This window comes from Variovorax sp. CF313 (assembly GCF_000282635.1).
Lineage (GTDB): Bacteria > Pseudomonadota > Gammaproteobacteria > Burkholderiales > Burkholderiaceae_C > Variovorax.
This window is the reverse complement of the sequence record NZ_AKIW01000096.1, coordinates 1-23,402: the sequence shown is the minus strand read 5'-3', so window position 1 is coordinate 23,402 and position 23,402 is coordinate 1. Positions and strand designations below refer to the sequence as shown.

Annotated in this window: 22 protein-coding genes; 3 read left to right on the top strand and 19 right to left on the bottom strand. The window is 65.7% G+C overall.

Annotated elements, in window-relative coordinates:
- Positions 1 to 34 precede the first annotated feature (34 nt).
- From PMI12_RS22770 to serA, 19 genes are all read right to left on the bottom strand, one after another.
- Entirely contained in the window at positions 35 to 457 is a 423-nt protein-coding gene (locus PMI12_RS22770) for a BLUF domain-containing protein (RefSeq protein ID WP_007837143.1), read from the bottom strand.
- A 3-nt stretch (positions 458 to 460) separates the two neighbouring features.
- Entirely contained in the window at positions 461 to 1,192 is a 732-nt protein-coding gene (gene folE / locus PMI12_RS22765; protein WP_007837141.1) for a GTP cyclohydrolase I, read from the bottom strand.
- A 73-nt stretch (positions 1,193 to 1,265) separates the two neighbouring features.
- Entirely contained in the window at positions 1,266 to 2,033 is a 768-nt protein-coding gene (locus PMI12_RS22760; RefSeq protein ID WP_007837139.1) for an endonuclease/exonuclease/phosphatase family protein, read from the bottom strand.
- Positions 2,030 to 2,506, bottom strand: coding sequence for a dihydroneopterin triphosphate diphosphatase (gene nudB / locus PMI12_RS22755; protein WP_007837137.1), 477 nt, complete (start codon positions 2,504 to 2,506; stop codon positions 2,030 to 2,032). The genes PMI12_RS22760 and nudB overlap by 4 nt, the downstream gene beginning before the upstream one ends.
- 7 nt (positions 2,507 to 2,513) lie before the next feature.
- Positions 2,514 to 4,319 carry an aspartate--tRNA ligase gene (aspS, locus tag PMI12_RS22750; protein ID WP_007837135.1) on the bottom strand — a complete coding sequence of 602 codons (1,806 nt, stop codon included), beginning with the start codon at positions 4,317 to 4,319 and terminating at the stop codon, positions 2,514 to 2,516.
- Positions 4,320 to 4,356: 37 nt separating this feature from the next.
- Positions 4,357 to 4,989 carry a DUF502 domain-containing protein gene (locus PMI12_RS22745; RefSeq protein ID WP_007837133.1) on the bottom strand — a complete coding sequence of 211 codons (633 nt, stop codon included), beginning with the start codon at positions 4,987 to 4,989 and terminating at the stop codon, positions 4,357 to 4,359.
- Between the two features lie 15 nt (positions 4,990 to 5,004).
- Positions 5,005 to 5,340: an FmdB family zinc ribbon protein gene (locus PMI12_RS28370; protein ID WP_007837132.1), complete on the bottom strand. Its 336-nt coding sequence runs from the start codon at positions 5,338 to 5,340 to the stop codon at positions 5,005 to 5,007.
- Between the two features lie 61 nt (positions 5,341 to 5,401).
- Entirely contained in the window at positions 5,402 to 6,244 is an 843-nt protein-coding gene (locus tag PMI12_RS22735) for an ABC transporter permease (protein ID WP_007837130.1), read from the bottom strand.
- Positions 6,241 to 7,185, bottom strand: coding sequence for an ABC transporter permease (locus PMI12_RS22730; protein ID WP_007837129.1), 945 nt, complete (start codon positions 7,183 to 7,185; stop codon positions 6,241 to 6,243). The genes PMI12_RS22735 and PMI12_RS22730 overlap by 4 nt, the downstream gene beginning before the upstream one ends.
- Before the next feature lie 13 nt (positions 7,186 to 7,198).
- Positions 7,199 to 8,299, bottom strand: coding sequence for an ABC transporter ATP-binding protein (locus tag PMI12_RS22725; RefSeq protein WP_007837127.1), 1,101 nt, complete (start codon positions 8,297 to 8,299; stop codon positions 7,199 to 7,201).
- Positions 8,300 to 8,318: 19 nt separating this feature from the next.
- Complete coding sequence (locus tag PMI12_RS22720; protein ID WP_007837125.1) at positions 8,319 to 9,446, bottom strand: polyamine ABC transporter substrate-binding protein; 1,128 nt, start codon at positions 9,444 to 9,446, stop codon at positions 8,319 to 8,321.
- Positions 9,447 to 9,494: 48 nt separating this feature from the next.
- Positions 9,495 to 11,069 (bottom strand): ubiquinone biosynthesis regulatory protein kinase UbiB, encoded by a 1,575-nt coding sequence (ubiB, locus tag PMI12_RS22715; RefSeq protein ID WP_007837124.1) that lies wholly within the window; start codon positions 11,067 to 11,069, stop codon positions 9,495 to 9,497.
- On the bottom strand, positions 11,066 to 11,623 hold the full coding sequence (locus PMI12_RS22710; protein WP_007837122.1) for a ubiquinone biosynthesis accessory factor UbiJ: 558 nt from the start codon (positions 11,621 to 11,623) through the stop codon (positions 11,066 to 11,068). Before PMI12_RS22710 ends, ubiB begins: the two co-directional genes overlap by 4 nt.
- A gap of 162 nt (positions 11,624 to 11,785) precedes the next feature.
- Complete coding sequence (locus PMI12_RS22705) at positions 11,786 to 12,817, bottom strand: Tim44 domain-containing protein (RefSeq protein ID WP_007837121.1); 1,032 nt, start codon at positions 12,815 to 12,817, stop codon at positions 11,786 to 11,788.
- Positions 12,818 to 12,848: 31 nt separating this feature from the next.
- Positions 12,849 to 13,580, bottom strand: a complete 732-nt coding sequence (ubiE, locus tag PMI12_RS22700; protein ID WP_007837120.1) for a bifunctional demethylmenaquinone methyltransferase/2-methoxy-6-polyprenyl-1,4-benzoquinol methylase UbiE — start codon at positions 13,578 to 13,580, stop codon at positions 12,849 to 12,851.
- A 134-nt stretch (positions 13,581 to 13,714) separates the two neighbouring features.
- Positions 13,715 to 14,128, bottom strand: coding sequence for a gamma-butyrobetaine hydroxylase-like domain-containing protein (locus PMI12_RS22695; RefSeq protein ID WP_007837118.1), 414 nt, complete (start codon positions 14,126 to 14,128; stop codon positions 13,715 to 13,717).
- A complete protein-coding gene (locus tag PMI12_RS22690; protein ID WP_007837117.1) occupies positions 14,128 to 14,565 on the bottom strand; it encodes an HIT family protein in 438 nt (145 codons plus the stop codon). Before PMI12_RS22690 ends, PMI12_RS22695 begins: the two co-directional genes overlap by 1 nt.
- Positions 14,562 to 18,440 carry a DUF3683 domain-containing protein gene (locus tag PMI12_RS22685; RefSeq protein ID WP_007837116.1) on the bottom strand — a complete coding sequence of 1,293 codons (3,879 nt, stop codon included), beginning with the start codon at positions 18,438 to 18,440 and terminating at the stop codon, positions 14,562 to 14,564. The genes PMI12_RS22690 and PMI12_RS22685 overlap by 4 nt, the downstream gene beginning before the upstream one ends.
- Before the next feature lie 270 nt (positions 18,441 to 18,710).
- Positions 18,711 to 19,943: a phosphoglycerate dehydrogenase gene (gene serA / locus PMI12_RS22680; protein WP_007837115.1), complete on the bottom strand. Its 1,233-nt coding sequence runs from the start codon at positions 19,941 to 19,943 to the stop codon at positions 18,711 to 18,713.
- 228 nt (positions 19,944 to 20,171) lie between these two features.
- Between serA and ugpB the strand changes: the two genes are divergently transcribed.
- The 3 genes from ugpB to ugpE all read left to right on the top strand — a co-directional run bounded on the left by ugpB (position 20,172) and on the right by ugpE (position 23,321).
- Positions 20,172 to 21,485, top strand: coding sequence for a sn-glycerol-3-phosphate ABC transporter substrate-binding protein UgpB (ugpB, locus tag PMI12_RS22675; RefSeq protein WP_007837114.1), 1,314 nt, complete (start codon positions 20,172 to 20,174; stop codon positions 21,483 to 21,485).
- A gap of 101 nt (positions 21,486 to 21,586) precedes the next feature.
- Positions 21,587 to 22,468 (top strand): sn-glycerol-3-phosphate ABC transporter permease UgpA, encoded by an 882-nt coding sequence (gene ugpA / locus PMI12_RS22670; protein WP_007837109.1) that lies wholly within the window; start codon positions 21,587 to 21,589, stop codon positions 22,466 to 22,468.
- A 1-nt stretch (position 22,469) separates the two neighbouring features.
- Positions 22,470 to 23,321, top strand: coding sequence for a sn-glycerol-3-phosphate ABC transporter permease UgpE (gene ugpE, locus PMI12_RS22665; RefSeq protein WP_007837107.1), 852 nt, complete (start codon positions 22,470 to 22,472; stop codon positions 23,319 to 23,321).
- Positions 23,322 to 23,402 lie beyond the last annotated feature (81 nt).

The following is a 23,402-nucleotide window of genomic DNA, read 5'->3' as shown; positions in this document are numbered from 1 at the left end:
CGATCTATGCGAGGCAGAGCGCGGGGGCCACGTTCTAGTGTCGGCCGACGATGGCCGCGGTGGCCATCAGTTCCTCGAGCAGCGCCAGCGAAACCTTGCCCGAGACCGCATACGGGTTGAGCTCGGGTTTCTCGGAATACTTCAGCAGCGTCGAGGCATTGAGCTTCGACAGGTTGACCTGCCCCATCGTCCAGCCGCCGAAGCGGCGTTCGGAAATCTCCTCGTAGTGCAGCAGCACCACGTCCTTGTGGCGCCCGTCGCGCTGGATGTGGCCGTACAGCTCGCTGATGGCCATGCGGCCACCTTCGATGGCCTGCAGGAAGGTGCCTGCGCCATAGCAGAGGATGCCGGTGATGCCGCAGGTCGTGTTGTGCGAGCGCGATTGCGCAAGGATCGCCTCGATGGCCTCGGGGCTGGTGTCGACGGCGCGGCTGGCGTAGAGAAGTCGGACCAGCATGGCTCAGCCCTTTCGGGGAAGGAGGGAAAGGAATTCGCGGCGCAGGCTCGGATCTTTCAGGAACACGCCGCGCATCACGGAGTTGATCATCTTGCTGTCCATTTCCTTCACGCCGCGCCAGGCCATGCAGAAATGCTCGGCCTCCATGACGAGGGCAAGGCCGTCGGGCTGCGTCTTTTCCTGGATCAGGTCGGCCAGCTGCACCACGGCTTCTTCCTGGATCTGCGGACGGCCCATGACCCACTCGGCCAGGCGCGCGTACTTCGACAGGCCGATCACGTTGGTGTGCTCGTTGGGCATCACGCCGATCCACAGCTTGCCGATGATCGGGCAGAAGTGGTGCGAGCAGGCGCTGCGCACGGTGATCGGGCCGACGATCATCAGCTCGTTCAGGTGCTCGGCGTTGGGAAACTCGGTGAGCGAGGGCGGCGCCACGTAGCGGCCCTTGAACACCTCATTGAGGTACATCTTGGCGACGCGGCGCGCGGTGTTGTCGGTGTTGTGGTCGTTCTCGACGTCGATGACCAGGCTTTCGAGCACGCCCTTCATCTTGACCTCGACCTCGTCGAGCAAGGTCTCCAGCTCGCCGGGCTCGATGAACTCGGCGATGTTGTCGTTGGCGTTGAAGCGCTTGCGCGCTGCGGTGATGCGCTCGCGGATCTTCACGGAGACGGGCGTGCCCTCGTCATCGTCGTTTCGATCGGGGCGCGGGTCGACGTCGGTTTTCCTCAGCATGGCGGGGATCGTACCAGTGAATGGCTCCAGACATTCGGGCCCGCAACGCCCGTCCCTTCTTGGAGCAATGCTATCAATTGAGGAGCGTGAAATCAGCCACCAGCGGCAGGTGGTCGGACATGCGGGCCCAGATCGGCCCGCGCGGCACCGTGCAGGCCTGCGGCTCCAGCCTGCGCCCGTAGACGAAGTCGAGTTGCGCCACCGGCAGGCGCGAGGGGTAAGTGAGCGTGCGCGCACCACGCAGGTCGCTGGTGTCGCGCAGTCCCATGGCGTTCATGGCGTAGCGCATGCGGGCGCCCCAATCGTTGAAGTCTCCCGCGACCACCACGGCCTCGTCGGGCGGCACTTCGCGGTCGATGAACTCGCGCAGGCGTGCGACCTGCCGCACCCGGCTGCCCCTGATGAGCCCCAGGTGCACCACGATGGCGTGCACCCTGCGGCCCTCGACGTCGATCACCACGTGCAGCAGCCCGCGTTGCTCGAATCGGTGGTCGGAGATGTCCTGGTGGCTGGTGCGCAGCACCGGCCAGCGCGTGAGCAGCGCATTGCCGTGCTCGCCGTGGCGCGTAACGGCATTGGTCTCATAGACCGCGGTGTAGCCCTCGGGCGCGAGGAAGTCGGCCTGCGGCAGTTCGGGCCAGTGCGCGAAGCGTGTGGCGGCCTGCCGATTCATCTTGCGCACCTCCTGCAGGCAGACGATGTCGGCGTCGAGCTGCTCGATCGCGTGGCCCAGGTTGTGGATCTCGAGCCGCCGCGCGGGCCCGATGCCCTGCACACCCTTGTGGATGTTATAGGTCGCGACCCGGAGGTTCTGCGCTGCTGTTGCTGCCGGCTGGTTCATCGCGCAAATTCTGGCAGCAACAGGATGGCTTCGGCGTTCGACGGGGAAAAGCACGCGTCCGCCGCTTCGCGGTACGGCAGCCACTTCCAGCCGGTGTGTTCGCGCGGATCGAGCGTGGGCGTCAGGCGATCGGGTACGCAGAGGCCGAACAGGTGCTCGGTGTTGTGCGTTACGCCGGGCGCGTAGCGGGCGCGCCACCGTGGATAAATTTCGTAAACATTGCGCAGCTGCCAGTCGGCCAGCTGCGGGGCGAGCGCGGTGCCCTCGCCGCAGGAGATGCCGGTTTCCTCGGCCACCTCTCGCGCCGCGGTGAGTGCGAGCGGCTCGTCGATCGCATCCTTGCTGCCGGTGACCGACTGCCAGAAATCGGTCTCGGCATCCGCACGCCGGATCAGCAGCACATCGAGCGCCGGAGTGTGGATCACGACCAGCACCGACTCCGGGATCTTCCAGGGCCGGGGGCTGGTCGTCATGGCCGTGTCAGGCTGCCTGGGGCGTGTTGCGCAGCTTGATGTGCAGCTCGCGCAACTGCTTCTCATCGACCGGGCTCGGCGCCTGCGTCAGCAGGTCTTGCGCGCGCTGGGTCTTGGGGAAGGCGATCACGTCGCGGATCGACTCGGCGCCGGTCATGAGCATGACGAGGCGGTCCAGGCCGATGGCGATGCCACCGTGCGGCGGCGCGCCATACTGCAGCGCGTCGAGCAGGAAGCCGAACTTGAGCTGCGCGTCCTCGGCGCTGATCTTGAGCGCGCGGAACACCTTGCTCTGCACTTCCTCGCGATGGATACGCACCGAGCCGCCACCCATCTCGATGCCGTTGAGCACCATGTCGTAGGCCTTGGCGATGCACTTCTCGGGTGCGGTGTCCATGAGGTCTTCATGGCCGTCCTTCGGCGCGGTGAACGGATGGTGCACGGCGCTCCAGCGCTGGCCTTCCTCGTCGAACTCGAACATCGGGAAGTCGACCACCCACAGCGGCGCCCAGCGGTCGTCGAACAGGCCCGCCTTCTTGCCGAAGGCGCTGTGGCCGATCTTCACGCGCAGCGCGCCGATGGCGTCGTTGACGACCTTTTCCTTGTCGGCACCGAAGAACAGGATGTCGCCGTTGCGCGCGCCCGTGCGGGCGATGATCTCGGCCAGCGAACTGTCGTCGAGGTTCTTCACGATCGGGCTCTGCAGGCCTTCGCGGCCAGCAGCCGCGTCGTTGACCTTGATGTAGGCCAGGCCCTTGGCACCGTAGATCTTGACGAACTCCTGGTACGCATCGATTTCCCCGCGCGACAGGCCGCCTTCGGCACCGCCGCCAGGCACGCGCAGCGCGACCACGCGGCCGCCCTTCATGGTGGCGGCATTCGAGAACACCTTGAATTCCACGCGCTTCATCAGTTCGGTGAGCTCGGTGAACTCGAGCTTCACGCGCAGGTCGGGCTTGTCCGAACCGTACTTGAACATCGCGTCGCCGTACGTCATGGTCGGGAATACCGGCAGGTCGATGCCCGCGGCGTTGCGGAACACGTTGCGGATCATGCCTTCGAACATCTCGCGGATTTCTTCTTCGGCGAGGAACGAGGTCTCGATGTCGATCTGCGTGAATTCGGGCTGGCGGTCGGCGCGCAGGTCTTCGTCGCGGAAGCACTTCACGATCTGGTAGTAGCGGTCATAGCCGGCCACCATCAAGAGCTGCTTGAACAGCTGGGGCGACTGCGGCAACGCGAAGAAGCTGCCGTCGTGCACGCGGCTGGGCACGAGGTAGTCGCGCGCGCCTTCGGGCGTGGACTTGCCGAGCATCGGCGTCTCGATGTCGATGAAGCCGTTGGCATCGAGGAACTTGCGCGTTTCCATCGTCACCTTGTAGCGCAGCATCATGTTGCGCTGCATGGCCGGACGGCGCAGGTCGAGCACGCGGTGCGTGAGGCGGGTGGTTTCCGACAGGTTGTCGTCGTCCAGCAGGAACGGCGGCGTGACCGAGGGGTTCAGCACCTTGAGCTCATGGCACAGCACTTCGATCTTGCCGCTCTTGAGCTGGTCGTTGGTCGTGCCTTCGGGGCGTGCGCGCACGAGGCCGGTGATCTGCACGCAGAACTCGTTGCGCAGGTTCTCGGCGACGGCGAAGGTCGAGGCGCGGTCGGGGTCGCACACCACCTGCACATAGCCTTCGCGGTCGCGCACGTCGATGAAGATCACGCCGCCGTGGTCGCGGCGGCGGTTGACCCAGCCGCACAGGGTGACGGTCTGGCCCAGCAGGGCTTCGGTCACGAGACCGCAATAGTGAGTACGCATGGCCATAGGAATCCATTCCGGCGCCTTGTGGGCGCGTTCGTTTTTATGAGTTGGAAGACTTCACCGCCACCGTGGCGGGGCCGCCTGGAACGACCACCCCCATCGAGACGATGTACTTGAGCGCTTCGTCCACGCTCATCTTCAGTTCGATGCAGTCGCTGCGCTTGAGCATCACGAAGTAGCCGCCCGTCGGGTTGGGCGTGGTCGGCACGTAGACGCTGAGGAATTCCCCCTCGCCGAGGTGCTCGGCGACTTCGTTGCCGGGCGCGCCGGTCACGAAGGCGATGGTCCACACGCCCTCGCGCGGCCACTGCACTAACACCGCCGTGCGGAAGGCATTGCCGTTCTCGGAGAACAGCGTATCCGACACCTGCTTGACGCTGGAGTAGATCGAGCGCACCACCGGAATGCGGCGCACCACGGCGTCGCCCCACCCGAGCAGGCGCTTGCCGACGAAGTTGCTGGCCGTGGCGCCCACCACCAGCAGGATGGCCAGCGTGAGCAGCACGCCCAGGCCGCGCACCTTGTGGTCGCTGAGCCAGGTCTGCCACTGCGCGGGCAGCAGCCACAGCGTCTGGTCGAGCGTGCCGATGATCCAGTTCAGCACGCCGAGCGTGATGACCAGCGGCACGATGACCAGCAGGCCGGACAGCAACCATTTGCGCAGGGCGAGCATGGCGGTCGGGATCGATCAGTCGCCGCTGGCCGCGGCCGGCGCGGGGGCCGGTGCGGCGGGCGCCGGAGCGGGGCTTGGCGCGGCGACGGTTGTGGAAGAGGAAGACTCGGCGGACTTGCCGCCGTCGCTGGACGCGGGTGCCGTGGACGGCTCGGACTTCTTGCCGCCGCCCTCACGGAAATCGGTCACGTACCAGCCCGAGCCCTTGAGCTGGAAGCCGGCGGCCGTGACCTGTTTTTCGAACGCACTCGCGCCGCACGCCGGACACACCGTGAGGGGCGCGTCGGACATCTTCTGCAAAGCGTCTTTGGCAAAGCCGCAGGCACTGCACTTGTAGGCGTAGATGGGCATGGAAATCGGATGAGAAAGAAAACGGCGCAGCTGCCGCTCGCAAAGCCCTCGATTATAGGCGCTACCCTCTGGCCAGAGCGGCCTGCCCCTCCCTGTACCGGCGCCGCTCCCGTGCGGCGATCAGGTAGCTGGAGGCCACCACGAAGATCGCTGCCAGCACGATCACCACCGTGGCCAGGGCATTGACGGTCGGGTCGAGCCCCAGCCTGGCGCGCGAAAAGATGACGAGCGGCAAGGTGGTCGAGCCCGGCCCCGACAGGAAGGCCGACATCACCACGTCATCGAGCGAAAGCGTGAAACTCAGCAGCCAGGCCGCCAGCAGCGACTCCGCGATCATCGGCAGCGTCACCAGGGAGAAGACCTGCAGCGGGCGTGCACCCAGGTCTTGCGCCGCCTCCTCGTACTGGGGATTGAGGTCACGCAGGCGGGCGCCGATCACCACCGTGGCATAAGCCATGCCCACCAGCAGGTGCCCGAGCCAAATCGTCGTGAGCCCGCGCTCCGGGAAGCCGAACAGGCGCTGGGCCGACACCAGCATCAGCAGCAGGGACAGGCCGACGATGACCTCGGGCATCACCAGCGGTGCGCTGACCATGCCCGCGAATGCGGTGCGCCCTCGGAACCGCGGAAATCGTTCCAACGCGAAGGCCGCCAGCGTGCCCAGCAGCACGGCACCGGTCGCAGTGCCCGCCGCGATGCGCAGCGACACGAATAGGCCCTCGCGAATTTCATCGTCGCCGACCAGCTTGTGGTACCAGCGCAGGCTGAAGCCGGCCCAGACGTTGGGCACAGGGGAATCGGTGAAGCTGAAGACAATCAGCGCCACGATCGGCAGGTAGAGGAACGCAAAGCCCAGCAGCAGCCAGATGCGGCTGGTCCAGCGACCGGCGGGAGTGGCAATCATGTACGCGCCGCCTTGGCCTTTGCCTGGCTGCTGTTGAGCAACGCCAGCGGCACGATGATGAGCAGCACCATCACCACGGCCACGCTCGACGCCATCGGCCAGTCGTTATTGGAGAAGAACTCGTCCCACAGCACGCGGCCGATCATCAGCGTCTGCGGGCCGCCCAGCAGCTCGGGAATGACGTACTCGCCCACGCAGGGAATGAATACCAGCATGGCGCCAGCGACGATGCCGCTGCGCGACAGCGGCACGGTGACGCGCCAGAAGGCCTGCCAGGGCGTCGCTCCGAGGTCTTGCGCGGCCTCGAGCAGCCGCAGATCCATCTTGGAGAGCGTGGCGTACAGCGGCAGTACCATGAACGGCAGGTAGGTGTAGACCATGCCCAGCACGAGCGAGAACGGGCTGTACATGAACTGCCCGGCCGAGGAGATGAGGCCCAGCGGCAGCAGCAGCCGATCGGCATGCACGAAGGTCAGCAACTGCCCAACCCATCCGGTCTGGGCATCCAGCAGGCCCTTCCAGGCATAGACGCGCAGCAGGAAGCTGGTCCAGAACGGCAGCATCACGCCCATCAGCAGCAGCGGCTGCAGTCCGGCCCTGGCGCGGGCCATGAAGTAAGCGAAGGGATAGCCGATGAACAGGCAGATCAGCGTGGTGATCGCCGCGTACATCAGCGAGTGCCCGTATGTCGCGAAGTACAGGTCGTCCTGGAAGAGCGTGACGTAGTTCTGCAGCTTGAGCGTCAGCGTCAGCTGCTGATCGGCCCAACCGATCAGGTCGGAGATCTTCGCGCCGTCCATCTCCGAGAAACTGATGCGCAGGACGATCAGGAAAGGCAGCAGGAAGAAGACCAGCAGCCACAGATAGGGGGCGCCGATCACCAGGCGGCGCCCCTGGAAGGGGCCCAGCCAGCTCTTTCTCTTGCCGTCGGTGGAAGCCATGCCTGCCCTCCCCCTACTGCGTCAGCACGACCTGGGAGGTCGGCAACCACCGGGCCCAGACGGCATCACCCTGCGCGGGCAAGCCCTCGCGGTGCCGGGTCTCGTTCTCGACATTGACCTTCAGCAGCGCACCGCTCGCCAGCCGCAGGTGATAGACGGTGTACAGGCCGAAATAGGCCGAGGCCTCGACAATGCCGCGCACCTTGTTGTGCGGCTCTACCGGCTCGTCGGGGCTCAGGTGGATCTTCTCGGGGCGCACCGCCACCGTAACGGTCTGCCCCTCGTAGCCGGTAATGCCGTGGCCGATGCGGTGCAGCACATCGGCGCACTGAATGTCGACGTGGTCCGCCTCGTCGGCCACCACGCTGCCGTCCATGAGGTTGACATTGCCGATGAAGTCGGCAACGAAGCGCGTGGCGGGCGTCTCATACACATCGGCCGGTGCGCCGACCTGCAGGAAGCGGCCTTCGCTCATCACGGCAATGCGAGAGGCCATCGTCATCGCCTCTTCCTGGTCGTGCGTGACCATCACGCAGGTCACGCCGACCTGCCGGATGATGTTGACCAGCTCAATCTGCGTGGCCTCGCGCAGCTTCTTGTCGAGCGCGCCGAGCGGCTCGTCGAGCAGCAGCAGCTTGGGGCGCTTGGCCAGGCTGCGCGCCAATGCCACGCGCTGCTGCTGCCCGCCCGAGAGCTGGTGCGGCTTGCGCTTGGCAAAGGTGGTGAGCTGCACAAGCCGCAGCATCTCGTCGACGCGCGCCGCGATCTCGGCCTTGGGCAACCCGTCGCGGCGCAGGCCGAAGGCGATGTTGTCCCAGACCGTTAGGTGGGGAAACAGCGCGTACGACTGGAACATCATGTTCACCGGCCGCTTGTACGGCGGCAGGCCCGCGAGGTCGTTGCCATCGAGTACGACGCGACCCGACGAGGGCAGCTCGAAGCCCGCCAGCATGCGCAGCAACGTGCTTTTGCCGCAGCCCGACGAGCCCAGCAGCGCGAAGATCTCGCCGCGAGCGACGTCGAGGCTGACCTCGTTCACCGCGCGAAAGTCGCCAAAGTCCTTGGTGACGGCCTCGATGCGCAGGAAGGCACCTGCCTCGTTGGGAACACTCATAACGACTCTGTCAGCGCGGTCAGCGGTTGGCCTTGAAATTGGTGAAGGTACGCGTAACCAGCCGCAGCGTGGTCTGGTCGGGCGTATCCGGCGCGATCATGGTCTCGAGCGCGGCTTCGGGCGGGAACACCGCCTTGTCCTTGGCCAGCGCCGGATTGACGAACTTCATCGCTGCCTTGTTGGGGTTGGCATAGAACACCTTGTTGGTAAGCGATGCATGCACTTCCGGCCGCAGGATGTAGTTGATCCACTTGTACGCGTTCTCGGGATGCTTGGCGTCCTTCGGGATGGCCATGGTGTCGAAGAACAGCAGGCCACCCGTCTTGGGCAGCAGCACCTCGAGGTTCTGCGGCGTCTTGGCCTTGGTCGACTTGTCCTTCGCGATCATGATGTCGCCCGACCAGCCGATCACCGCGCAGAGCTGCCCCTTGGCCATCTGGTCGATGTAGTCCGAGCCTGAGCCGGCAAAGCGCGTCACGTTGGGCCGCACGGCCTTGAGCATCTCGCCCGCAGCCTTGTAGTCGTCAGGGTTCTTGCTGCGCGGATCCTTGCCGATGTACTTCAGCGCGATCGGCAGGATCTCGGAGGCCGTGTCGAGGAACGAGATGCCACAGCCCTTGAGCTTGGAGGCGTACTCCGGCTTGAACACCAGGTCCCAGGCGTTGTCGGGCATGGGCGTGGTGCCCAACGCTTTCTTGACCTTATCGGCATTGATGCCTACCGTGGTGTAGCCCCAGAGCCAGTCGACGATGTAGTCGTTGCCCGGGTCCATCTTGGCCAACTGGGCCTGGATCGCCGGGTCGACGTTGGCGAGATTGGGAATCTTCGATTTGTCCAGCTTCTGCAGCAGGCCGGCCTGGATCTGCATCTTGGCGAAGTGCGAGCCGGGCACGACGATGTCGTAGCCGCTCATGCCCGCAACCAGCTTGGCGTGCAACGCCTCGTTGCTGTCGAACAGGTCGTAGCGGACCTTGATGCCCGTTTCTTTTTCGAAGTTCGCGACCGTGTCGGCAGCGATGTAGTCGCCCCAGTTGTAGATGTTGAGGACCTTTTCTTCCTCAGCTCGCGCGGCAGTCGTGCCCAGCACGGCGGCAATCAGGGCCAGTGCACCGAGAACCTGGCCGGGGCGCAGCGACATCGATTTCATGATGGACATATCTCCAGATAAAAACAGGGTGCCAGCCACGGCGGGCAACTACAGAAAATAGCGCAGGCGCAAGTACTGCAGGACGAGCAGCATCAGCACCGCGAATACAAATCCCATGCCAGCGTAAATGATGGCCTGCAGCAAACGGTTGGTGCGTTTCTGCTCGGCCAGCAGTTCGAGCAGCTCGCGGCGGTTGTCGACCGGCCGATTTTCGAGGAAATCGTGCAGCAGGCGCGGCAATTGGGGCAGCAGTTTGGCGTACCGCGGCGCCTCGGCCTTGAGCTGCTGGAACAGCTTTTTGGGGCCGATCTGGTCGACCATCCATTTCTCGAGAAAGGGCTTGGCCGTGGCCCAGAGGTCGAGCTCGGGATCGATGTTGCGGCCCAGGCCCTCGATGTTGAGCAGCGTCTTCTGCAGCAGCACCAGCTGCGGCTGGATCTCGACGTGGAAGCGGCGCGAGGTCTGGAACAGGCGCATCAGCACCATGCCCAGCGAGATTTCCTTCAGCGGCCGGTCGAAGTACGGCTCGCAGACGGTGCGGATGGCCGCCTCCAGCTCGTCGATGCGGGTGCCCACCGGCACCCAGCCGCTCTCGAGGTGCAGCTCGGCCACGCGCTTGTAGTCGCGCCGGAAGAAGGCCACGAAGTTCTGCGCCAGGTATTCCTTGTCCGACTCGGTCAGCGTGCCGATGATCCCGAAATCCAGCGAGATGTAGCGCCCGAAGGTCTCGGGCGCCAGGCTCACCTGGATGTTGCCGGGGTGCATGTCGGCGTGGAAGAAGCCGTCGCGGAACACTTGCGTGAAGAAGATGGTGACGCCGTCGCGCGCCAGCTTGGGAATGTCGACGCCGGCCGCGCGCAGGCGGTCCATCTGCGCAATGGGCACGCCCTTCATGCGCTCCATCACGATGACTTCGGGATGGCAGAAGTCCCAGAACATCTCGGGGATCAGCACCAGGTCGAGTTCGGCCATGTTGCGGCGCAGCTGGGCGGCGTTGGCCGCCTCGCGCACCAGGTCGAGCTCGTCGTGCAGGTACTTGTCGAACTCGCCGACCACCTCGCGCGGCTTCAGGCGCTTGCCGTCGGCCGAGAGGTTCTCGATCCAGCCGGCCATCATGGCCATCAGCGCCAGGTCTTTCTCGATCACGCCGCGCATATTGGGACGCAGCACCTTCACCGCCACTTCACGCAACTCGCCCTGGTTGGTGCGGATGGTCGCGAAGTGCACCTGCGCGATCGACGCGCTGGCGATGGGCGTTTCGTCGAACTGCACGAACACGTCGCCCACCGGCCGGCGGAACGCGCGCTCGATGGTGGCGATGGCCACCGCCGACGGGAACGGCGGCACGCGGTCCTGCAGGAAGGCCAGTTCGTCGGCGATGTCGGGCGGCAGCAGGTCGCGCCGGGTCGACAGCACCTGGCCGAACTTCACGAAGATGGGGCCGAGCCGCTCGAGCGCCTCGCGCAGGCGCTGGCCGCGCGGCGCGTCGAGGTTGCGCCCGAACGAGACGACGCGCGCCACCACGCGCAGCCAGGGCTTCTGGAAGCTCGTGAGCACGAGCTCGTCGAGGCCGTAGCGCAGTGCGACCCAGACGATGAACAGGCCGCGGTAGAAGCGCCTCATTCGGCCGCGCTCGCCGAGCCGCCAGCCTTGGCCGAGCGATCGCCGACGAACTGGCGCAGCGCGCCCACGACGCGCCGCACGCCGTTGCCGAGCGTGTGAGCGGGCACGTCGCCGATCAGGCGGGCCAGGTCGTCCTCGACGTCCCAGCGCACGTGATCGACCAGCCAGTTGACCTCGGCCGCCAGCTGCACGTCGCCGATGATCTGCACGGCCGGCTTGTCGCCCCGCAGCGTGGCGCGGGCGATGTCGAAGGGGGATTCGTCGATGACGGTGAGCGTCAGTTCAGGCACCGAGCCCTCAGGTGCCAGGTCGAGCAGGCCGGCCGGCGTGGCCACCAGTTCCATCGTCACGAAGCGCCACTGGAAACGCACCACCCGCCCCTGCTGGCGCAGCAGCCGCTGCTGGGCCTCGGGCTCCTGCTGCAGCACGTGGTTCAGGAACAGGACCGCGCGATGCTGGATCTCGTGGACCGCCCAGTCCGGGGGCTGCAGACGCTCGCCGATGCGATTGAAAAGGTCGCCGAGAAAAGAAAATGGGGACGATGGTGTGGCCATGTCCCCATTATCCCGTCACTGTAGCGCCCCGCGACCCATGGACCACATGCCCTTTTCCAGAAACACCGCGGAACCGGCTTTGCCGGGCTGCTGGTGTTGCCCCCGGCAGGGGGCAGGAGAAGCGACACGAAGTGCGCGAAGCCTTGGGGGGCGAGCCTTTATTTACTGCAGTGCCTGCACCCCAGCCACGAGCCAGCCGCTGTTGCCGCTGGTCGGCTTCGTCATGTTCCACACTTCGCGGAACGGACCCGGGCCGGCCGAGGCGTCTTCGCGGATCATGCCGGAGAACTCCACGCTGGCCATGTAGGCGTCGGGCAGTTCCTCGATGCCGAGCAGCTTGGCGTCGAGCATCACGACTTCGGTCTTGTTCGAGGCGCCGCCCGTGTGGCTGGCGCGGTCGGCCAGCTGGGTACGGATCTCGTCGACCATGCCGTCGGTCATCATCGAACGCAGCATCGAGACGTCGGCGCGGTCCCAGGCATCCTGCAGTGTCACGAAGTTGCGCTTCGCGGCGCCGAGGAAGCCGTCGACGTCGAAGCCCGCGGGGATGCCCCAGGACTGCGAACCGCCGAGCGCCGAGCCGATCATGCTGCCACCGGCCGCGGCACCCGCTGCCGAGAGGCTGCTGCCGTGCGGCGCGTCGTTCGACGGGGTGGCGTCGAAGGCGGCGGCATTGCGCTCCCATGGACGTGCCGATGCGTCGTTGCCCACGTTGGCCGGGCTGTATTGCGCCGGCGCGCTGGCATTGCTCGGGCTGGCGCCCGCACCCTGGAAGGCGAAGCCGCCCTGGCCGTTGCCGGCAGGCTGCGAGCGCGACTTGATCATGCGCCACACCACCACCGCGGCAAGCACGAGCAGGCCGATCAGCAGGATGTTGCCGAAGCCGGCGCCGAGGCCGAGCGAATGCGCGAGCCATGCGAGGCCCAGGCCGGCGGCCAGGCCGCCGAGCATGGCGCCCCACGGACGCTTCGGCGCGGCCGCCGCGGGTGCGGGCGTTGCGGGCTTCGCCGCCGCCGCATTGGTCGCGTTCTGCTGCGTGGGTGCGCCCGGCGCTGCGGGAGGCGTGGCCTGGCGCTGCGTCACGTTGGACGACTGGCGTCCGAACGACTTGCCGCCGCCCATGCGCGCAGCCTCGGCCTGGACACTGACCAGCACCAATGCAGCTGCCAAAAACAAAGAACCCAAACTCTTCATGTCGTCTCCTCTGAGCGAAAGATTCGCGTCATCAACACTTGATTCCAACATGGAGGGCGGCGATTCCCCCAGTCATGTTGTGATAGTCCACATGTCCGAAACCGCCCTCTTTCATGAGGGTCTTGAGCTCCTCTTGCGAGGGATGCATCCGGATCGATTCGGCGAGGTAGCGATAGCTCGCGTCGTCGCCGGCCACCAGCTTGCCCAGGCGTGGCAGCACGTTGAAGGAGTACCAGTCGTAGGCCTTGGCGAGCGGCTTCGCGACCTTCGAGAACTCGAGCACGAGCAGCTTGCCGCGAGGCTTGAGCACGCGGTTCATTTCCTTGAGCGCGATGTCCTTGTGCGTCATGTTGCGCAGGCCGAAGGCCACCGTCACCACGTCGAAGTGGTCGTCGGGAAAGGGCAGCTTCTCGGCGTCGCAGACCATGGTGGGCAGCGACACGCCGGCGTCGAGCAGACGGTCGCGGCCGGTGCGCAGCATGGCTTCGTTGATGTCGGTGTGGACCACCTGGCCGGTGGCGCCGACCTTCTTCGCGAAGGCGAGCGCGAGGTCGCCGGTGCCGCCCGCGATGTCGAGCACGCGCGAGCCCTCGCCCACGTTCGCGACCATCACGGTGTATGCCTTCCAGGCGCGGTGCAGGCCGGCCGACATCAGGTCGTTCATGACGTCGTAGCGCGAGGCGACCGAATCGAAGACGCCGCGCACGCGGCGTGCCTTCTCGCTTTCGTCGACCGTTTCGAAGCCGAAGTGTGTGGTACTCATGCAACCGATGTTAGGCCGGAAGCCCTCACATCAAGCCGACGACCCCGCGCGTACGGCGGACATTTGTTGCTTTTTCCGCCCGTCCTTCCTGGACGCAGGGCTATCTTTTCGAGAGCACCGCGCAGATTCGCGGCTCAGTGGCTGCCGCAGGCGTGGCCGCCCTTGTCGAGCATCGGCGTGTCGCGCTCGACGCCCGCTTCGGCCAGCCGGCGCTCGTAGGCAGCCCACAGCTCGGCCTGCTTCGCGCCCAGTTCGTAGAGCAGGTCCCACGAGTAGATGCCGGTGCTGTGGCCGTCGCTGAAGGTCGGCTGCACGGCGTAGTTGCCGACCGCTTGGAGGTCGACGAGTTCGACGTCGCGCTTGCCCGTCTGCAGGATTTCCTGGCCCGGGCCGTGGCCCTGCACTTCGGCCGACGGCGAGTAGATGCGCATCAGCTCGAAGGGAATGCGGAAGGTCGTGCCATCCGAGAAGCCCACTTCGAGCACGCGCGACTGGCCATGCACGGTGATCGACTGCGGCGTCGGTGCGCCCTGTTTCAAGCCTGCCATCAGAAGCTCCTTGTACCCAGGCGTTCGATCATCGCAGCCTCGACGGCCGGCAGGCGCGCGGCGACATGCGCCTCGTGCGCGGTATTCCGTGCGCGCTGCACGGGTGCCCATACCGAGCCCGGGAAATGGCTGTCGTCGGCGAAACGCGCAATCACGTGCCAATGCAGGTGCGGCACCATGTTGCCGAGCGCGGCGATGTTCACCTTGGCGGGATGCAGGTGCTCGCGCAGGCACTGCTCCACCGCCACCACCGCGTCCATGCACAGCGCGCGGCCGGCGGCGTCGAGATCCGAGAACTCCGGCGCATGCGCGCGCCAGATCACGCGATAGAAGGCCGGGAAACCTGCCTCTTCCGCGTGGACGACGCGCAGCTTCGCACCCTCGAACACGACGCGTCCGCCAGGGCCTTCGCAGAGCGGGCAGCCTTGCGCCGTCATACCAGCACCCGCTCGATCCCGCCCTGGTTGGCCGCGGCCACGTATTCGGGCATCCAGTCCTTGCCGAGGAGCTTGTTGGCCATCTCGACCACGATGTAGTCGGCCTCGAGCAGTCCGTTGTTCAGGTCGTTGCCGTAGCGCGAGAGGCCTTGCAGGCAGCTCGGGCAGCTGGTGAGGATCTTCACGTTGTCCTTCGCGCCGACCTTGCCGCTGTCGCGCAGCGCGGCCTCGCCCTTTTTCAGCTCTTCTTCCTTGCGGAAGCGGATCTGCGTCGAGATGTCGGGCCGCGACACGCCCAGCGTGCCCGACTCGCCGCAGCAGCGGTCGTTCTTGAGCACGTTGTCGCCGACCAGCGCCTTCACGGTCTTTATCGGGTCCTGCTGCTTCATCGGCGAATGGCACGGGTCGTGATAAAGATAGCCGCCACCGCCGGCATCGGCCAGCGTGATGCCCTTCTCCAGCAGGTACTCGTGGATGTCGATGATGCGGCAGCCCGGGAAGATCTTGTCGAACTGGTAGCCCTGCAGCTGGTCGTAGCAGGTGCCGCAGCTCACCACCACCGTCTTGATGTCGAGGTAGTTGAGCGTGTTGGCCACGCGGTGGAAGAGCACGCGGTTGTCCGTGATCATCTTCTCCGCCTTGTCGTACTGGCCGCTGCCGCGCTGCGGATAGCCGCAGCACAGGTAGCCCGGCGGCAGCACCGTCTGCACACCCGCGTGCCACAGCATCGCCTGCGTGGCAAGGCCGACCTGCGAGAACAGGCGCTCCGACCCGCACCCCGGAAAGTAGAAAACCGCCTCGGTTTCCGACGTGGTCGCCTTCGGGTTGCGGATGATCGGCACGTAGTCCGCATCCTCGATGTCGAGCAGCGCGCGCGCCGTCTTCTTCGGCAGGTTGCCCGGCATCTTCTTGTTGATGAAGTGGATCACCTGCTCCTTGACCGGTGCCGGGCCGAGCGTGGCCGGCGGCGCCGAGGTCTGCTTCTTCGCGAGGCCGCGCAGCAGGTCGTTGGCCAGGCGCTGCGCCTTGAAGCCCACGCCCACCATGCCCGCGCGCACCGCCTTGATGGTCTGCGGATTGGTCGCGTTGAGGAAGAACATCGCGGCCGCGTTGCCTGGGCGGAAGCTCTTCTGCCCCATCTTGCGCAGCAGGTTGCGCATGTTCATCGACACGTCGCCGAAATCGATCTTCACCGGGCACGGCGTGAGGCACTTGTGGCACACGGTGCAGTGGTCGGCCACGTCCTCGAACTCCTCCCAGTGCTTGATGCTGATGCCGCGCCGCGTCTGCTCTTCGTAGAGGAAGGCCTCCACCAGCAGCGAGGTCGCGAGGATCTTGTTGCGCGGGCTGTAGAGCAGGTTGGCGCGCGGCACGTGCGTGGCGCACACCGGCTTGCACTTGCCGCAGCGCAGGCAGTCCTTCACGCTGTCGGCAATGGCGCCGATGTCGCTCTGCTGCATGATCAACGACTCGTGCCCCATGAGGCCGAAGCTCGGCGTGTAGGCGTTGGTCAGGTCTGCGTGCAGCGTCTGAGCCTGGCCTGCCGGCGCACGCAGCAGCTTGCCCTTGTTGAAGCGGCCTTCGGGGTCGACTTTGGCCTTGTACTCGGTAAACGGACGCAGCTCCTCGTCGCTCAGGAATTCGAGCTTGGTGATGCCGATACCGTGCTCGCCCGAGATCACGCCGTCGAGGCTGCGTGCCAGAGCCATGATGCGCACCACCGCGGCATGCGCGGTCTGCAGCATGTCGTAGTTGTCGCTGTTGACGGGGATGTTGGTGTGCACGTTGCCGTCGCCCGCGTGCATGTGCAGCGCGACCCACACGCGGCCCTTGAGCACCTGCTTGTGGATGGCCGCGCATTCGGCAACGATGGGGGCGAACTCCACGCCGCTGAAGATTTCCTGCAGCGGCTGGCGCAGCTGGGTCTTCCAGCTGGCGCGCAGGGTGTGGTCCTGCAGCTGCGGGAACAGCGTGTCGACGTCGCGCAGCCATTCGGCCCAGAGCGCGCGCACGCCCTGCACCAGCGCGACGGCCTGCGCCACACGGTCTTCGAGCAGCTCGGCCGCCGGGATTTCATGCGCGTCGTCGGTCTTGCCCAGCGGCAGGTTGCCGCGCAGCAGGAAGGCTTCGAGCGCGTCGGTGAGCGCGAGCTTGTTCTGCAGCGACAGCTCGATGTTGATGCGCTCGATGCCGTCGCTGTACTCGGCCATGCGCGGCAGCGGGATCACCACGTCCTCGTTGATCTTGAAGGCGTTGGTGTGCTTGCTGATGGCGGCCGTGCGCTTGCGGTCGAGCCAGAACTTCTTGCGCGCCTCGGGGCTGATGGCGATGAAGCCTTCGCCGCTGCGCGAGTTGGCGATGCGCACCACTTCCGAGGTGACGCGGGCCACGTCATCGGCGTCGTCGCCGGCGATGTCGCCGAACAGCACCATCTTCGGCAGGCCGCCGTGCTTCTTCGACTTAGTGGCGTAGCCCACGGCCTTCAGGTAGCGGTCGTCCAGGTGTTCGAGGCCGGCCAGCAGCACGCCCGAGCGCTTCTGCTCGGCGAACATGAAGTCCTTGATCTCGACGATGCTGGGCACGGCGTCCTTGGCATTGCCAAAGAACTCCAGGCACACGGTGCGCGTGTGCGCGGGCATCTTGTGCACCACCCAGCGGCAGCTGGTGATGAGGCCGTCGCAGCCCTCCTTCTGGATGCCCGGCAGGCCCGAGAGGAACTTGTCGGTCACGTCCTTGCCGAGGCCCTCCTTGCGGAAGGTGCGCCCCGGAATGTCGAGGCGCTCGGTGCGCAGCTTCGTCTTGCCGTCGGCCGCGTAGTACTGCAGCTCGAACACGGCGCTCTCGGCGTCATGGATCTTGCCGAGGTTGTGGCCGATGCGAGTGACTTCGAGCCATTCGGCCTGCGGCGTCACCATGCGCCACGAGGCGAGGTTGTCGAGCGCGGTGCCCCAGAGCACGGCCTTCTTGCCGCCGGCGTTCATGGCGACGTTGCCACCGACGCACGAGGCCTCGGCCGAGGTCGGATCGACGGCGAACACGAAGCCCGCGCGCTCGGCCGCATCGGCCACCCGCTGGGTGACCACACCGGCTTCGGTCCAGATGGTGGGCACCTGGGCTTCGAGGCCGGGCAGCGAGACGTGTTCGACCTCGGTCATCGCCTCGAGCTTCTCGGTGTTGATGACCACGCTCTTCCATGTCAGCGGGATGGCGCCGCCGGTGTAGCCGGTGCCGCCGCCGCGCGGGATGATGGTCAGGCCCAGCTCGATGCAGCCCTTCACCAGCAGCGCCATCTCGGCCTCGGTGTCGGGGCACAGCACCACGAACGGGTACTCCACGCGCCAGTCGGTGGCGTCGGTCACGTGCGAGACGCGCGACAGGCCGTCGAACTTGATGTTGTCCTTGGCCGTGAGCCTGCGCAGCGCGCGCGTGGCCTTGCGGCGCAGGGCGGCGACCTCGCGGAACTTGGTGTCGAACGCGGCCACCGCCTCGCCCACGAGGCCGGTGAGCTCGCCCACGAGCTGGTCGCGCGGCAGGTCGCTGTCGGGAGTGCGGCGCTTCTGCACCTCGGCCAGGCGGTGCCGCAGGGCATCGACCAGCTGGCCGCGGCGGCGCGGGTTGTCGAGCAGGTCGTCGACGAGGTAAGGGTTGCGCTGGACGACCCAGATGTCGCCGAGCACTTCGTAGAGCATGCGCGCCGATCGGCCGGTGCGGCGCTCGGCGCGCAGGGTCTGGAGCAGTTCCCAGCCGCGCTCGCCCAGCAGGCGAATCACGATCTCTCGGTCGGAGAAGCTGGTGTAGTTGTACGGGATCTCGCGCAGTCGTACGGGCTCTGCGGCCTGTGACAACAGCGTATTCAACGCGGTCGGAGCATTCATCGGGTGGGGCCCTTGGCCAGGCGCTGCGCGCCCATGTAGCCGGGGGGATGATTTTAAGGCAGGGCTTGGGGTCTTGCCTTGGGGTCCCGGCGTTGTCCTTGTGCCAGGGGCGTCGCGCGGGCTGGGCCGTACCGCATACCGGACGCCTGTCGTGGCTTTGATGCCGCTGCCCTCACCCCAACCCTCCTCTGGAGGGAGAGGGAGCAAAACCGGGAGCGGGCTCCAAGGAAAGGGGCACAGCACCCAGCGCCGTACCCGGGGAAACCCAAATCAGAACAGCACGCGGCTGCGGATCGTCCCGCTCACCTTCGCCAGCTTCTCCAGCGCCAGGTCGGAAGAAGCCGCGTCGATGTCCATCACCACGTAGCCGATCTTCTCGTTCGTCTGCAGGAACTGCGAGGAGATGTTGATGTTGTTGTCCGAGAAGATCTTGTTGATCTCGGACAGCACGCCCGGCACGTTGCGGTGGACGTGCAGCAGGCGGTGCTTGCCCGGGTGCGCCGGCAGCGCCACCTCCGGAAAGTTGACCGAAGAAGTCGAGGTGCCGTTGTCGCTGTACTTGACCAGCTTCTCGGCCACTTCCAGCCCGATGTTGGCCTGGGCCTCCATCGTCGATCCGCCGATGTGCGGCGTCAGGATCACGTTGTCCAGGCCCCGCAGCGGCGACAGGAACTCGTCCTTGTTGGTGCGCGGCTCCACCGGAAACACGTCGATGGCGGCGCCCAGCAGCTTCTTGCTCTGCAGGGCCTCGGCCAGCGGCTCGATCTCGACCACCGTGCCGCGCGAGGCGTTCAGCAGGATGGCGCCCGGCTTCATCGCGGCGATCTCGGCCGCGCCGATCATCCACTGCGTGGCCTGGGTCTCGGGCACGTGCAGCGTCACGATGTCGCTCTGCGCCAGCAGCTGGTGCAGCTCGCGCACTTGGCGCGCATTGCCCAGCGGCAGCTTGGTGACCACGTCGAAGAAGGCCACATGCATGCCCAGCGCCTCGGCCAGCACCGACAGCTGCGCGCCGATCGAGCCGTAGCCCACGATGCCCAGCGTCTTGCCGCGGATCTCGAACGCGTTGTCGGCCGACTTGAGCCAGCCGCCGCGGTGCGCCACCGCGCTCTTTTCGGGCACTCCGCGCAGCAGCAGGATGGCTTCGGCCAGCACCAGCTCGGCCACCGAGCGGGTATTGGAGTAAGGGGCATTGAAAACGGCCACGCCGTGCTCGCGCGCCGCCTCGAGGTCGACCTGGTTGGTGCCGATGCAGAAGCACCCGGCGGCCACCAGCTTGTGGGCGGCTGCGAACACCTCGGCCGTCAGCTGGGTGCGCGAACGGATGCCCAGGAAGTGGACATCGGCGATCTTGGCCTTGAGTTCGGCGTCGGGCAGTGCGCCCGGCAGCGACTCGATGTTGGTGTAGCCGGCGGCGCGCAGCACCTCCACGGCCGAGGGGTGGATGCCTTCGAGCAAGAGGAACTTGATCCTGCTTTTGTCGAGGGAGGTTTTGCTGCTCATGGCGGTCTCGCGGAAGCCCCGGCCATGGCGACAAGCTAGGCCAGAAAAAGGGAGGGCGATGCTAGCATGGTGCAGCGCAGCATGCAGGGTTGTCGCCCGCGCCGGGCATGAGGCCAAAGGGGTTTCCCTGATTGGAAGAAAGCAGCGCTCCGTGCGCCAATGTGACGCGGCTGTGTCATGCACATGCCCTAGCATCCGCGCTTTCCATTTTCCCCTTCAGGAGTCTTCATGCGATTCAAGACGCTCGCGCTGGCATCGGCGTTGGCCGCCACCACGCTGTTCAACGTGGCGCAGGCCCAGACCGAGATCCAGTGGTGGCACTCGATGACCGCCGTCAACAACGAATGGGTCAACGACCTGGCCAAGCAGTTCAACGAGAGCCAGAAGGAATACAAGGTCGTGCCGACCTTCAAGGGCACGTACGACGAATCGATGACGGCGTCCATCGCGGCCTTCCGCGCCGGCAACGCACCGCACATCCTGCAGGTTTTCGAAGTGGGCACCGCCACCATGATGGCCAGCAAGGGCGCGATCGTGCCGGTCGGCCAGGTCATGAAGGACGCGGGCGAGAAGTTCGACCCGGCCGCCTACATCCCCGCCGTGGCCGGCTACTACACCGCCCCCAATGGCCAGATGCTGAGCTTCCCCTTCAACAGCTCGACCACCATCTTCTATTTCAACAAGGACGCCTTCAAGGCCGCCGGCCTGCCCACCGACAAGGCGCCGTCGACCTGGCCCGAAGTGGTCGCCGCCGCCGCCAAGCTCAAGGCCAGCGGCCACAAGTGCCCGTTCACCACGGCCTGGCAGAACTGGACGCAGGTCGAGAGCTTCTCGGCCTGGCACAACGTGGAGTTCGCGAGCAAGTCCAACGGCCTGCAGGGCCTGGACGCGCGCCTGAAGGTGAACTCGCCGCTGCACCAGCGCCACATCGAGAACCTGGCCAGCATGGCCAAGCAGGGCCTGTTCATCTACAAGGGCCGCGGCAACGTGCCTGAAGCCTCGTTCGTCTCGGGCGAGTGCGCCATGATCAACACGTCCTCGGGCTTCTATGGCAACGTGGCGAAGAACGCCAAGTTCGCCTACGGCCTGGCGCCCCTGCCCTACTACCCGGACGTGCCGGGCGCACCGCAGAACACCGTGATCGGCGGCGCCAGCCTGTGGGTCATGTCGGGCAAGAAACCGGCCGAGTACAAGGGCGTGGCCAAGTTCTTCAGCTTCATCTCGACGCCTGAAGTGCAGTCCGCCAGCCACAAGCGCACGGGCTACCTGCCCGTGACCATGGCCTCGTACAAGCTCACCGAGGACTCGGGCTTCTACAAGCAGAACCCCGGCACCGACGTGGCCGTGACACAGATGATCCGCAAGGTCACCGACAAGAGCCGCGGCATCCGCCTGGGCAACTACGTGCAGATCCGCGCCATCGAGGACGAAGAGCTCGAACAGGTCTGGAACGGCAAGAAAACCGCCAAGGAAGCCCTCGACGCCATCGTGACCCGCGGCAACGAGCAGCTGGAACGCTTCCAGAAGGCCAACAAGAGCTGACGATCGACAACCGGACCCCTCGCGTGTCCGGCTAACATCGCCCGCCCCCGTCCGCTCTTGCGCAAGAGCGGGCCGGGCGGGATTTTTTATGTAGAGGGTTCATGGAAAAACGCGTTTTCTTTCGCTCGGGCTGGTTGCCCTGGCTGCTGCTGGCACCGCAGATGGCGGTGATCCTCGTGTTTTTCTTCTGGCCGGCGGCACAAGCCATCCTGCAATCGATGCAGCAGCAGGACGCATTCGGCACATCCGTCGACTTCGTCGGGCTGCAGAACTTCAAGGACCTGTTCCACGACCCGGCCTATGGCGAGTCGTTCAAGACCACCGCCGTCTTCTCGGTGCTGGTGGCCACCATCGGCCTGAGCCTGTCGCTGACGCTGGCCGTCTTTGCCGATCGCATCGTGAGCGGGGGCATGTTCTACAAGACCATGCTGATCCTGCCCTACGCCGTGGCGCCCGCCGTGGCAGCCGTGCTCTGGGTCTTCATGTTCTCCCCTTCGCTGGGCGTGGTCGCCTATGCGCTCGGCAAGATCGGCATCGACTGGAACCACCTGCTCAATTCAAAGCACGCGATGACGCTGATCGTGATGGCCGCGGTGTGGAAGCAGATCTCGTACAACTTCCTGTTCTTCCTGGCTGGCCTGCAGTCCATTCCCAAGTCGCTGATCGAGGCGGCGGCCATCGACGGCGCGCGCCCATGGCGCCGCTTCTGGACGGTGCAGTTCCCGCTGCTGTCTCCCACCACCTTCTTCCTGCTGGTGATGAACGTGGTCTACGCGTTCTTCGACACCTTCGCCATCGTTCACGCGGCCACCGAAGGCGGTCCGGGCAAGGACACGGAAATCCTCGTCTACAAGGTCTATCACGACGGCTTCAAGGCGCTGGACCTGGGTGGCTCGGCCGCGCAGTCGGTCGTGCTGATGGTGATCGTGATCGCGCTCACCATCGTGCAATTCCGCTACGTCGAGAAAAAGGTGCAGTACTGACATGGTTGAAAGAAGAAGCACTCAGGGCGTCCTGGCCCACGTGGTGATGATCCTCGGCGTCCTGATCGTCGCCTTCCCCATCTACCTCGCCTTCGTGGCGTCCACCCACACCGCACAGGAAATCGTGCAGCGGCCGATGCCGCTGCTGCCGGGCTCGAACATGCTCGACAGCTACAAGGGCGCGCTCTTCGGCCGCGCGAGCAGCGCAGGCTCCAACGCCCCGGTGGCCCACATGATGTGGGTCAGCCTGGTGACGGCACTGGTCATCGCCATCGGCAAGATCGCCATCTCGCTGCTGTCAGCCTTCGCCATCGTCTACTTCCGCTTCCCCTTCAAGAAGATCTGCTTCTGGGCGATCTTCGTGACACTGATGCTGCCGGTGGAAGTGCGCATCCTGCCCACCTACAAGGTGCTGTCGGACCTGAGCATGCTGAACAGCTACGCGGGCCTCACGGTGCCGCTGATCGCGTCGGCCACGGCCACCTTCCTGTTCCGCCAATTCTTCCTGACCGTGCCCGAGGAACTCACCGAGGCATCGCGAATGGATGGCGCGAGCCCGATGCGCTTCTTCTTCGACGTGCTGCTGCCGCTGTCGAAGACCAGCATTGCCGCGCTCTTCGTGATCCAGTTCATCTACGGCTGGAACCAGTACCTGTGGCCGCTGCTGGCGGTCACCAACGAGGACATGTACCCGATCGTGGTCGGCATCAAGCGGCTCATCGCCGGTGGTGACGGCCAGAACGAATGGAACGTCGTGATGGCCACCGCCATCCTCGCCATGCTGCCGCCCGCGCTGGTGGTTGTGCTGATGCAAAAGTGGTTCGTCAAGGGCCTTGTTGATACAGAGAAATAGGCTCGCCCCCAGGCTTCGCGCACTTCGTGTCGCTACGCCTTCCCCCTACCGGGGGCACCACCAGCGGCCCGGCAAAGCCGG

Excerpts from the sequence above, each read along its gene's own strand:
- ugpE (WP_007837107.1), top strand. The coding sequence starts at position 22,470 with ATGGTTGAAAGAAGAAGCACTCAGGGCGTCCTGGCCCACGTGGTGATG.
- PMI12_RS22705 (WP_007837121.1), bottom strand. The coding sequence starts at position 12,817 with ATGAAGAGTTTGGGTTCTTTGTTTTTGGCAGCTGCATTGGTGCTGGTC.
- PMI12_RS22685 (WP_007837116.1), bottom strand. The coding sequence starts at position 18,440 with ATGAATGCTCCGACCGCGTTGAATACGCTGTTGTCACAGGCCGCAGAG.
- PMI12_RS22745 (WP_007837133.1), bottom strand. The coding sequence starts at position 4,989 with ATGCTCGCCCTGCGCAAATGGTTGCTGTCCGGCCTGCTGGTCATCGTG.
- folE (WP_007837141.1), bottom strand. The coding sequence starts at position 1,192 with ATGCTGAGGAAAACCGACGTCGACCCGCGCCCCGATCGAAACGACGAT.
- PMI12_RS22690 (WP_007837117.1), bottom strand. The coding sequence starts at position 14,565 with ATGACGGCGCAAGGCTGCCCGCTCTGCGAAGGCCCTGGCGGACGCGTC.
- PMI12_RS22760 (WP_007837139.1), bottom strand. The coding sequence starts at position 2,033 with ATGAACCAGCCGGCAGCAACAGCAGCGCAGAACCTCCGGGTCGCGACC.
- PMI12_RS22720 (WP_007837125.1), bottom strand. The coding sequence starts at position 9,446 with ATGAAATCGATGTCGCTGCGCCCCGGCCAGGTTCTCGGTGCACTGGCC.
- serA (WP_007837115.1), bottom strand. The coding sequence starts at position 19,943 with ATGAGCAGCAAAACCTCCCTCGACAAAAGCAGGATCAAGTTCCTCTTG.
- PMI12_RS22735 (WP_007837130.1), bottom strand. The coding sequence starts at position 6,244 with ATGATTGCCACTCCCGCCGGTCGCTGGACCAGCCGCATCTGGCTGCTG.
- ubiB (WP_007837124.1), bottom strand. The coding sequence starts at position 11,069 with ATGAGGCGCTTCTACCGCGGCCTGTTCATCGTCTGGGTCGCACTGCGC.
- aspS (WP_007837135.1), bottom strand. The coding sequence starts at position 4,319 with ATGGCCATGCGTACTCACTATTGCGGTCTCGTGACCGAAGCCCTGCTG.
- PMI12_RS22725 (WP_007837127.1), bottom strand. The coding sequence starts at position 8,299 with ATGAGTGTTCCCAACGAGGCAGGTGCCTTCCTGCGCATCGAGGCCGTC.
- ubiE (WP_007837120.1), bottom strand. The coding sequence starts at position 13,580 with ATGAGTACCACACACTTCGGCTTCGAAACGGTCGACGAAAGCGAGAAG.
- nudB (WP_007837137.1), bottom strand. The coding sequence starts at position 2,506 with ATGACGACCAGCCCCCGGCCCTGGAAGATCCCGGAGTCGGTGCTGGTC.
- ugpB (WP_007837114.1), top strand. The coding sequence starts at position 20,172 with ATGCGATTCAAGACGCTCGCGCTGGCATCGGCGTTGGCCGCCACCACG.
- PMI12_RS22770 (WP_007837143.1), bottom strand. The coding sequence starts at position 457 with ATGCTGGTCCGACTTCTCTACGCCAGCCGCGCCGTCGACACCAGCCCC.
- PMI12_RS22710 (WP_007837122.1), bottom strand. The coding sequence starts at position 11,623 with ATGGCCACACCATCGTCCCCATTTTCTTTTCTCGGCGACCTTTTCAAT.
- PMI12_RS22695 (WP_007837118.1), bottom strand. The coding sequence starts at position 14,128 with ATGGCAGGCTTGAAACAGGGCGCACCGACGCCGCAGTCGATCACCGTG.
- PMI12_RS22730 (WP_007837129.1), bottom strand. The coding sequence starts at position 7,185 with ATGGCTTCCACCGACGGCAAGAGAAAGAGCTGGCTGGGCCCCTTCCAG.
- PMI12_RS28370 (WP_007837132.1), bottom strand. The coding sequence starts at position 5,340 with ATGCCCATCTACGCCTACAAGTGCAGTGCCTGCGGCTTTGCCAAAGAC.
- ugpA (WP_007837109.1), top strand. The coding sequence starts at position 21,587 with ATGGAAAAACGCGTTTTCTTTCGCTCGGGCTGGTTGCCCTGGCTGCTG.